The sequence below is a fragment of the uncultured Rhodococcus sp. genome, from assembly GCF_963525155.1.
In the GTDB taxonomy this organism is placed as follows: domain Bacteria; phylum Actinomycetota; class Actinomycetes; order Mycobacteriales; family Mycobacteriaceae; genus Rhodococcus_F; species Rhodococcus_F qingshengii.
The window spans coordinates 1-9425 of sequence record NZ_CAURKP010000187.1 but is presented as its reverse complement, the minus strand read 5'-3'; the positions used below and the strand labels follow the sequence as shown (position 1 = coordinate 9425).

Below are 9425 nucleotides of genomic sequence, written 5' to 3'. Positions count from 1 at the left end.
TCACCGCCAATACTCCGATAATCACTCCGAGTGAGAGTGCCGTGGAGATTTCCGGGACGGAGACGTGTTCACCTCCGTTGACGAACGAGAGGGTGTTCTCGTGCAACGCGTGAAGTACCAATTTCACACCGATGAACGCCAGGATTATCGAGAGCCCGTACGAGAGATAGACCAGCCGTTCGAGCAACCCACCGATCAGGAAGTACAGCTGCCGTAGACCCATCAGCGCGAAGGCGTTGGCGGTGAACACCAGATACGGTTCCTGGGTCAGACCGTAGATCGCCGGAATCGAATCGAGCGCGAAGAGCACGTCGGCAAACCCGATTGCGATGAGCGCCAACAACAACGGTGTCACGACGCGCTTGCCGTCGATCCGGGTGATCAGTTTGTCCCCGTCGTATTCCTCGGTTGTCGGCAGCACCCGCTTCACGAGTGAGATGATGCGACTGTCGCGCTTCTCCTCGGCTTCCTTCTCATGCCCGTGATCGCGGATCAGGGTGTACGCGGTGTAGATCAGGAACGCACCGAAGAGGTAGAACACCCAGCTGTACGCATTGATGGCGGCCGCACCGACTCCGATGAAGATTCCGCGCATCACCAATGCGAGGACGATGCCGATCAGCAGGACTTTCTGCTGGAACTCTCGCGGGACGGCGAACGTCGACATGATGATCACGAAGACGAACAGATTGTCGACCGAGAGCGCCTTCTCCGTGACGTAGCCGGCGAAGTACTCACCGCCGTACGTGGTGCCCCAGATCCACATCACGACGAGGCCGAAGACGATGGCGATCGAAATGTAGACCGTCGACCAGAATGCGGACTCCCGGAAGGTCGGCGCATGCGGAGTGCGGACGTGGGCGAAGAAGTCGAAGACGAACAGGCCGAGGATCACCACGATCGTGATTCCCCAAGCCAACGGCGTCACATGCACGGGTTCCTCCGGTCGTCTGTCGACGGCTTGTCCGCCGAGGTGTCCCTACTCGTCTGCAGGTGCCTCATCCGGGTCGCCGCCGCGTATCGACCACAGCAGACCGTCGAGCTCCTCGGGCTTCATGAGCACCTCGCGTGCCTTCGAGCCCTCGCTGGGTCCGACGACGCCGCGGTTTTCCATGAGGTCCATCAGTCTGCCTGCCTTGGCGAACCCGACTCGTAACTTGCGCTGCAACATCGACGTCGAACCGAATTGACTCGTGATGACCAATTCCACGGCCTGCAGGAGGACATCCATGTCGTCGCCGATGTCGGGGTCGACGTCTTTCTTCTCCCCTGCCTTCTGTGCGGTGACACCTTCGGTGTACTCGGGCTCGGCCTGGTTTTTCGCGAAGTCGACAACCGCCGAGATTTCCTCGTCGGTGATGAACGCGCCCTGCATACGGGTCGGCTTACCCGCGCCCATGGGCAGGAAGAGGCCGTCACCCATACCGATGAGCTTCTCGGCGCCGGGCTGATCGAGGATGACTCGCGAGTCCGTCAGTGAAGACGTCGCGAACGCCAGACGAGACGGCACGTTGGTCTTGATCAGTCCGGTGACGACGTCGACGGACGGGCGCTGCGTTGCCAGCACCAGGTGGATACCGGCAGCACGGGCTTTCTGCGTGATGCGGACGATCGCTTCTTCGACGTCGCGGGGAGCGGTCATCATGAGGTCGGCCAGCTCGTCCACGATTGCCAGGATGTACGGGTACGGACGGTAGACGCGCTCGCTGCCCAGAGGGGCGGTGATTTCGCCGGACTTGACCTTGGAGTTGAAGTCGTCGATATGACGCACCCGGTTGGCCTGCATGTCCTGGTAACGCTGTTCCATCTCCTCGACCAACCAGGCCAGCGCTGCCGCGGCCTTCTTCGGCTGAGTGATGATCGGCGTGATCAGGTGCGGGATACCTTCGTACGGCGTGAGCTCGACCATCTTCGGGTCGATGAGGATCATCCGTACTTCTTCCGGCGTTGCTCGGGTGAGCAACGAGACGAGCATCGAGTTCACGAAGCTCGACTTACCCGAGCCGGTCGAACCTGCCACCAGAAGGTGGGGCATCTTCGCGAGGTTCGCACTGACGAAGTCACCTTCGATGTCCTTACCCAGACCGATCACCAGCGGATGGTGATCGCGTCGGGTGCTCGGCGCGTTCAAAACGTCGGCGAGGCGGACCATTTCGCGGTCGGAGTTCGGTACCTCGATACCCACCGCCGACTTACCCGGAATGGGGGCCAGGAGGCGGACGTTGTCGGTTGCCACAGCGTACGCGATGTTGCGGGCGAGCGCGGTGATCTTCTCGACCTTCACGCCTGGGCCGAGTTCGACCTCGTAGCGCGTCACCGTCGGTCCGCGGGTGAAACCGGTAACAGCGGCATCGATCTTGAACTGTTCGAGGACTTCGCTGATCGCCTCGATCATCGCGTCGTTCGCAGAACTGCGGAGCTTGGGCGGGTCTCCCTCGATCAGCAACGTCGTCGGCGGGAGGTTGTAGTCGCCGTCGGTGACCCGATCGGTGACGAAGTGTTCCTTCTCCTCCGGCTCCGGTTCGGGTTTCGGCACGGGCTTGGCGATGGGGACCGAACGCGCAGGCACCTTGGGGCGCGGTGCCGGAGTCTCCACGACGGGCGCTGCCGCAGCCGCGACGGGCTCGTCGGGTACTGCGGTGTCGTCGGCGTTCCACAGACCGAGGACTTCGGTCTTCTTGTCTCCGGATTCGAACTCGTCCGTCGGGTAGTTGTCGATCGGTGCGCGTCGGCTGGTCCGCTTGGCGGGCTTGAGCGGCGGCTCGGCGTAGGTGTCGACCGGGTAGCCGTCGGCGTCGAACAGTGAAGGATCGTAAGCAGATTCGCCGTAGTGGTGCTCACCGTCCTCGTCGAATTCGGATCCGTAGTCGCCGTATTCATCCGAGCGATACGAGGCGCCGAAGAAGGACTGGAACTTGCTCGGCACCTCACGCAGAGTCGTTCCGGTCAGAAGGAGGATTCCGAATCCGGCGGCGATGACCAGCAGCGGCGCAGACAGCCAGACGGTGAGCCCGTTGGTGAGCGGGCCGCCCACGACGTATCCGACAAACCCTGCGCCGTTGGAGCGACCGGTGGCGTCTGTCGGTGAACCCGAGATGATGTGCCAGAGGCCGAGCGCCGGCAGACCGACCAGCAAGGATCCCATGATCAGTCGGGGCCGGATCTCAGGTTTCGGTTCGGTGCGCATCAACAGGATCGCGAGGCCGACGCCGACGATGGGGAGCACGGCCGAGGCCGCGCCGAAGATCGCCCGCACGAGGGTGTCGATGCCTCCGCCGATCGGACCACCGGCCTTGAACCAGACGCCACCGGCGATGACGACGCTGAATGCGATCAGGCCGAGCGCTATTCCGTCGCGGCGGTGGCCGGCTTCGATCTCGCCGACCTTACTGACGGTGCGTGTGGTGGCGCCGACGCCGCGGGCAGCCAGGGACCACCCGGCTCCGATTCCCTTGCCCACAGCGGCCAACGGGCTGGCCCGCTGAGAGGTTTTCGATACCGGGCGGCGCGCGGCCGACGACGTACCGGACGCCTTCTTGGGCGCCGGCTTGGAGCCTTTGCCCGACGCGGGGCGCCCACCAGCCCTGGCCGAAGTCGTGACATTTCGAGGAGTCGATACGGTTCGCGTGGTGCGCGAGGCACGAGGTTTTGCGGTTGCGCGCGCGCTCGGAGTAGAGGCTGACGACCTGGTCGATGCCCTGGACGTAGACGTGCTTGTACTGGATCCCCGGGCGCTCGACTTACCTGCCATGGAGTTCAGGCTAGTCTGTGCGACCCCATCTGGACCATCCGCAACACCAGCAACACTGGTGGCGAGTGCGAAACGTGATCTTCACAACCCGTCTGTCGAGCTCGGCTCCGGCAGAAGGGGGCCATCAGAAACTGCGATCGAGCGCCATCACGGATTGAACGTCGGCCAGTTCACCTTTGGCTTCGATCTTCACCTCGTTGCGACCGAAAGCGTGCAGCAGCAACTCGGCGGGTTCACCCTGCAGGACAACACTGCGAGAGCCGGATTTGTGGACGACCGCACTCTCGCCGGACGGAAGTTCGAAAATGACCTCGACAGCGGCTTTGCGGTAACCCATCTTGCCGATCTGCCGGGCGTACTTCCACAGCTGAGCCTGCCGACCCTCCGACAACGGACGCGGCGCCCAGTTCAGATGTGCGCGTCGTACATCTTCGTGGTGGACGAACATTTCCGTGGTATTTACCTGCGCGTCGAGCCAGTACATCGGCGACCACCGAGGCGGCCCACTCCGAACGTCGTCGAGGATCTCCTCCCACGGACGCGCCGCTGCGGCCTTACGCACGCTCTCGGTGTGACCGGCAAGAGGGCTCAACATGATTCCGGGAGCGGCGTCGAGACGCCGCTCCCGGACTATCAGATGTGCTGCCAGGTCACGATTGGTCCACTCCCCACACAGTGTCGGAGCATCGGGGCCGAATTCGACCATGCTGTCCACCAGGGCGAGTCGTTCGTCATGAGCGAAGGTCACCTTCGCCAAAGTACTCGAACCGGACCGGGTTCGAGCGGAAGCGACCTGCTGTGCCGAATCTACGGAACCGCGATGACCGTCGGAATGATCATCGGACGGCGGCGGTATTTGTCCGCGACCCAGCGTCCGACGACGCGGCGCACCGACTGCGCGATGCGATGAGCGTCGATGACGCCTTCGCTCGCCAACCGGGCCAGGTCCGATTCCACGAGATCCGCGGCAGCCTTGAGCGCTGTCGGATCGTCGGAGAAGCCGCGACCGGACACCTCGGGGGTGCTGACCGCACGGCCCGTCGACTCGTTGATGACGATGGTGATCGCGATGAAGCCGCCCTCACCGAGCACGAGGCGATCGGACAGCGTCGGCTCACCGACGTCGCCGACGGACAGACCGTCGACGTAGACGTGTCCGACCGGTACGCGTCCGACGATCTCGGCGAGGCCGTCCACCATGTCGACCACGACGCCGTCCTCGGCCAAGACGATGCGCTCTTCCGGCACGCCGGTTGCCTTTGCCAGCGCGGCGTTGGCACGCAGGTGCCGCCATTCACCATGGACGGGCATGGCATTGGTGGGCCGAACCGCGTTGTACAGGTAGAGCAACTCACCGGCGGACGCGTGGCCCGAGACGTGAACCTTGGCGCTCTGCTGGGTCACGACGGTGGCACCGCGCTTGGCCAAACCGTTGACCACCGCAAAAACGGAGTTCTCGTTGCCCGGGATCAGCGAAGACGCGAGAACGACAAGGTCGTTGGCGCGGATGTTGATCTGACGGTGTTCGCCGCGCGCCATCCGCGAGAGCGCTGCCAACGGCTCACCCTGCGAACCCGTCGAAATGAGTACCAGGCGATCGTCGGGAAGGGTGGCGGCGGTGTCGATGTCTACGACGAGGCCGTCGGGCACCGTCAGGTAGCCCAGATCCTGGGCGATCTGCATGTTGCGGACCATCGAGCGGCCGACGAAGACGATGCGGCGGTTGTACCGAGCGGCTACGTCGACGACCTGCTGGATGCGATGCACATGGCTGGCGAACGATGCCACGATGACACGCTGCTTCGCCTTGCCGATGACGTTGTCGAGCACTCCCCCGATTTCGCGCTCGGGTGTGACGAATCCCGGAACCTCGGCGTTCGTCGAGTCGACGAGGAACAGGTCGACGCCCTCGTCGCCCAGGCGGGAGAATCCGGCGAGGTCGGTCAGGCGGCCGTCGAGAGGCAGCTGATCGAGCTTGATGTCACCGGTGTGCAGTACGACGCCGGCGTCGGTGCGAATCGCGATCGCGAGAGCGTCGGGAATCGAGTGGTTGACCGCGAAGTACTCGCAGTCGAACGGGCCATGAGTGGTGGTGTTTCCCTCCACGACCTCGACCAGGTTCGGACGCAGGCGATGCTCGCGGCACTTGGCGGCAACGAGAGCGAGAGTGAACTTCGCGCCGATGACCGGAATGTCCGCGCGCAGACGCAGCAAGAACGGCAGAGCACCGATGTGGTCCTCGTGTCCGTGAGTCAAGATGACGGCTTCGACGTCGTCCATACGGTCTTCGATGTAGCGGAAGTCCGGGAGGATCAGGTCGACGCCAGGCTGCTGGTCCTCGGGGAACAGCACACCGCAGTCGACGATCAGCAACTTGCCACGGTGCTCGAACACCGTCATGTTGCGACCGATTTCGCCGATGCCGCCCAGCGCGACGATGCGCAGACCCGATGCCGGCGCCTTCGGGGGTGTTCCGAGGCGACCCGTGGGATCGACGGCCGGACGGTTCTCGGGGCGCTTGTTTCCGCGCCCGTTGCCCGACTTCGATGCTGCCGGTCGGTTACCGCCGGAAGATTTGCGCGGCGACCTGTCTTCGGTCGACTTCTTGGGTGCAGCAGATTTGGTGGCAGCGGACTTGGTTGCTGCAGATTTGGTTGCTGCGGCCTTCTTGGGCGGGGCGGCTGCGGCGGGGGCCGCTTCTGCCGCCGGCGCAGCTGGTGCCTCTACCGGTGCGGCCTTTGCGGCCGTTTCGGGAGCCGGAGGCGAAGGCGGACCGGCTTGACGACTGGCACTACGACGTCGGGGGGGACGGGTCATTTACAAAACTCCTGCCGCATGCAGATCGGCGGCAAGACCGTCGATCTGCTCTTTAGTGGGTGCAACCTGCGGAAGGCGTGGTTCTCCGACATCGATTCCGATGAGTCGCAGACCCGCCTTCGAAGCGCTGACACCGCCGAGGCGGGCAACGGAACGAATCACAGGGATCAAACTGAGGTTTATCTCGCGTGCGCGGGCGATGTCGCCGGACACGAACGCGGTGTGAAGGTCACGGAGACGACCCGGAACAAGATGGCCGATGACGCTGACGAAGCCGGTGGCGCCGACAGCGAGCCACGGCAGATTCAGCGGGTCGTCGCCGGAGAAGAACTGAAGCTCGGTGGTGCCGATCAACTCTGCGCCGGCGTTGAGGTCGCCCTTGGCGTCCTTGACGGCCTTGATTCGCGGGTGCTCGGCGAGTCGGCGGATCGTCTCGGTCTCGATGGGAACGACGGAGCGGGGCGGAATGTCGTACAACATGACGGGCAGGTCGGTCGCGTTGGCGACGGCGGTGAAGTGTGCAAACAGTCCGGCCTGGGGCGGACGTGAGTAATACGGGGTGACGACGAGCAGACCGTGCGCTCCGGCGCGAGCCGCGTCACGTGCGAGTTCGACACTGTGAGCGGTGTCGTTGCTGCCGGCGCCTGCAACGATCTTCGCGCGGTTACCGACGGCGTCGATCACTGCGCGGAGCAGGTCGAGCTTCTCGGACTCGGTGGTGGTGGGAGATTCACCGGTGGTACCGGCAAGAACGAGGCCGTCACAGCCGTTGTCGACGAGATGGGCTGCGAGGCGCACTCCCGCGTCGACGTCCAACTTCCCGTCGGCAGTGAACGGGGTCACCATCGCAACGGAAATGGTGCCGAACGGACGCTCGACAAGAGAAGCGGAATCACCGTAGGTCATGGTCAGAAGGTTACCCGGTTCAGCTCTTACTTCTGCACACGAGTCACGACTCGGCCGCAAATGCGCTGACGGCAATTTCCGATCCGTCGCTTCCGCGAAGAATCTCGTAGTCCCCGAACACATTTGGCGCGACATCACGAAGCTGACGCAGGCACTCGACCGCGACTCGCCGGATCTCGACATCCGCATGTTCGGTGGCACGCATCTCGACGAAGTGACGCCAGGCCCGATAGTTCCCGGTCACGACCAAGCGCGTCTCGGTGGCGTTGGGCAGCACCGAGCGCGCAGCCTGCCTGGCTTGCTTGCCCCGCATCGGGGCACCGGGCACCGATTGCAGTTTCCCTTCGAGGGCAGTCAGCAGTTCCCCGTAAGCGCGACGGCTTTCGTCGGTGGCATTCAGAAACAGTGCTTCGAGCTCGGGATCACCTTCGACAGCAGGAGGCACGACGACGTTTGCATCGTTCTCACGGACGAATCGCTGCGAGAGTTGCGAGTACGAGAAGTGCCGGTGACGAATCAATTCGTGAGTGCACGAGCGCGAGATACCGGTGATGTAGAAGCTCACTGTCGCATGCTCGAGCACCGAAACGTGTCCGACCTCGAGCAGATGCCTCAGATAGCCGGCGTTGGTTGCGGTTCGCGGATTCGGCTTGGACCAACTCTGGTAGCAGGCTCGACCGGAGAACTCGACCAGCGCTTCGCCACCATCCGCGTCCGTCTCCCACGGAATGTCCTCGGGCGGGAAGAACTCGGACTTCGCCACCAACTGCACTTTCAGTGACACCGTGTTCGGCACAACCCACTCCTCGACAAGCACGAAACGACCAGCACGAAACCCGGGCGCCGTTCGCCTCAGGTGCTGGGCAACTCTATAGCGGTCGACCGCCCTCGATACCGAGTGACGTCATCACATCCTTGACTGACGTCACTTTTGACGCCACTGTGGTGTCATGGACATTTCGGAGTACACCGCAAAGCTGCAGAACGACCTCGCCACTGCAGCCGAACTCGGCGACGATCACACGCGCCGGATTGCGGCGTCGTTGTCCGCCGCCATCGAACCCTCGGTCCGCCTGGTCTTGTTGGCCGCGGCGACGGAACTGGCCAAGGAGATCGGGGCGAAGCTGGGCGACCGAGAGGTCAAGGTGAATCTCGACGGAAGCGAATTACTGGTCGACGTCGTTCGCCCGCCGAACTCGACCGGCGGCGAGGGTGCAAACGAGAAGGCAGACGACGAGAAGAAGGACTCAACCTACTCGTTCGACGACGTCAGCGGAGATATCAGCCGGGTGACGTTGAGGATGATGGAGCAGATCAAAGCCCGCGCCGAGGAGGCCGCCAATCAGAACGGAGTCTCCCTCAACTCGTGGGTTTCACAAGCCGTCCAGGGCGCATTGCGGGACCAGATGCGCAAGAACGGCATGGACTAGCTCGACGCCAACCCGATCACCGAATGATCTAATTGCGCAACTGCAGTAATCACGAACCGTTGCCGCAAGGCGAGAAGGAGCACGTTCATGGCCGTTTCGGGCGTCAAGGAATTCGAGATCAAGGCTGATCCGGAAACGGTGATGAAGGCCGTAGCAGCCGTCGATCGGCTGCCGGAGTGGTCGTCTGCACACAAGAAGATCACCATCGAGAGCACCCACGACGACGGTCGCCCCCATCGCGTTCGCATGGCCGTGTCCATTCTGGGAATCAACGACGAGCAGGTAGTCGACTACACCTTCGGGGGCGACGAGAAGGTGACCTGGACCCTCGTGGAGAGCGGTCAGCAGAACCAGCAGGACGGCTCGTACGTCTTGACTCCCACCGACGGTGGAACCAAAGTCACCTTCGAACTGACCATCGATCCCAAGATCCCGCTGCCGGGCTTCCTGGTGAAGAAGGCACAGACGACGGCGCTGGAAACAGCGAGCAAGGGCCTGACGAAGTTCGTCGAAAACTTCTG

General features: G+C 63.2%; 8 protein-coding genes. 2 read left to right on the top strand and 6 right to left on the bottom strand.

All coding sequences use genetic code 11. From position 1 onward, the window contains the following. The 6 genes from RWT78_RS24935 to thyX all read right to left on the bottom strand — a co-directional run. Positions 1-934, bottom strand: a 934-nt coding sequence (locus tag RWT78_RS24935) for a TerC family protein (RefSeq protein WP_314681650.1), incomplete at its 3' end; no start/stop codon positions are given. Positions 935-979: 45 nt separating this feature from the next. Continuing rightward, entirely contained in the window at positions 980-3751 is a 2772-nt protein-coding gene (locus RWT78_RS24930) for a DNA translocase FtsK (protein ID WP_030535561.1), read from the bottom strand. A 124-nt stretch (positions 3752-3875) separates the two neighbouring features. Beyond that, on the bottom strand, positions 3876-4499 hold the full coding sequence (locus tag RWT78_RS24925; RefSeq protein ID WP_003942175.1) for a TIGR03085 family metal-binding protein: 624 nt from the start codon (positions 4497-4499) through the stop codon (positions 3876-3878). Between the two features lie 59 nt (positions 4500-4558). Continuing rightward, positions 4559-6568 (bottom strand): ribonuclease J, encoded by a 2010-nt coding sequence (locus RWT78_RS24920; protein ID WP_003942231.1) that lies wholly within the window; start codon positions 6566-6568, stop codon positions 4559-4561. Further along, a complete protein-coding gene (gene dapA / locus RWT78_RS24915) occupies positions 6569-7474 on the bottom strand; it encodes a 4-hydroxy-tetrahydrodipicolinate synthase (RefSeq protein ID WP_003942142.1) in 906 nt (301 codons plus the stop codon). A gap of 43 nt (positions 7475-7517) precedes the next feature. Continuing rightward, complete coding sequence (gene thyX, locus RWT78_RS24910; RefSeq protein ID WP_003942250.1) at positions 7518-8270, bottom strand: FAD-dependent thymidylate synthase; 753 nt, start codon at positions 8268-8270, stop codon at positions 7518-7520. Between the two features lie 154 nt (positions 8271-8424). Here thyX and RWT78_RS24905 point away from each other — a divergent pair, with 154 nt between their 5' ends. After that, entirely contained in the window at positions 8425-8904 is a 480-nt protein-coding gene (locus RWT78_RS24905; RefSeq protein ID WP_003942206.1) for a toxin-antitoxin system HicB family antitoxin, read from the top strand. A gap of 87 nt (positions 8905-8991) precedes the next feature. After that, on the top strand, positions 8992-9425 hold a 434-nt coding region (locus tag RWT78_RS24900), incomplete at its 3' end, for an SRPBCC family protein (protein WP_314681646.1).

Bases quoted from the DNA above. Each gene is read 5' to 3' on its own strand.
- dapA (WP_003942142.1), bottom strand. From the start codon at position 7,474: ATGACCTACGGTGATTCCGCTTCTCTTGTCGAGCGTCCGTTCGGCACC.
- RWT78_RS24920 (WP_003942231.1), bottom strand. From the start codon at position 6,568: ATGACCCGTCCCCCCCGACGTCGTAGTGCCAGTCGTCAAGCCGGTCCG.
- RWT78_RS24930 (WP_030535561.1), bottom strand. From the start codon at position 3,751: ATGGCAGGTAAGTCGAGCGCCCGGGGATCCAGTACAAGCACGTCTACG.
- RWT78_RS24905 (WP_003942206.1), top strand. From the start codon at position 8,425: ATGGACATTTCGGAGTACACCGCAAAGCTGCAGAACGACCTCGCCACT.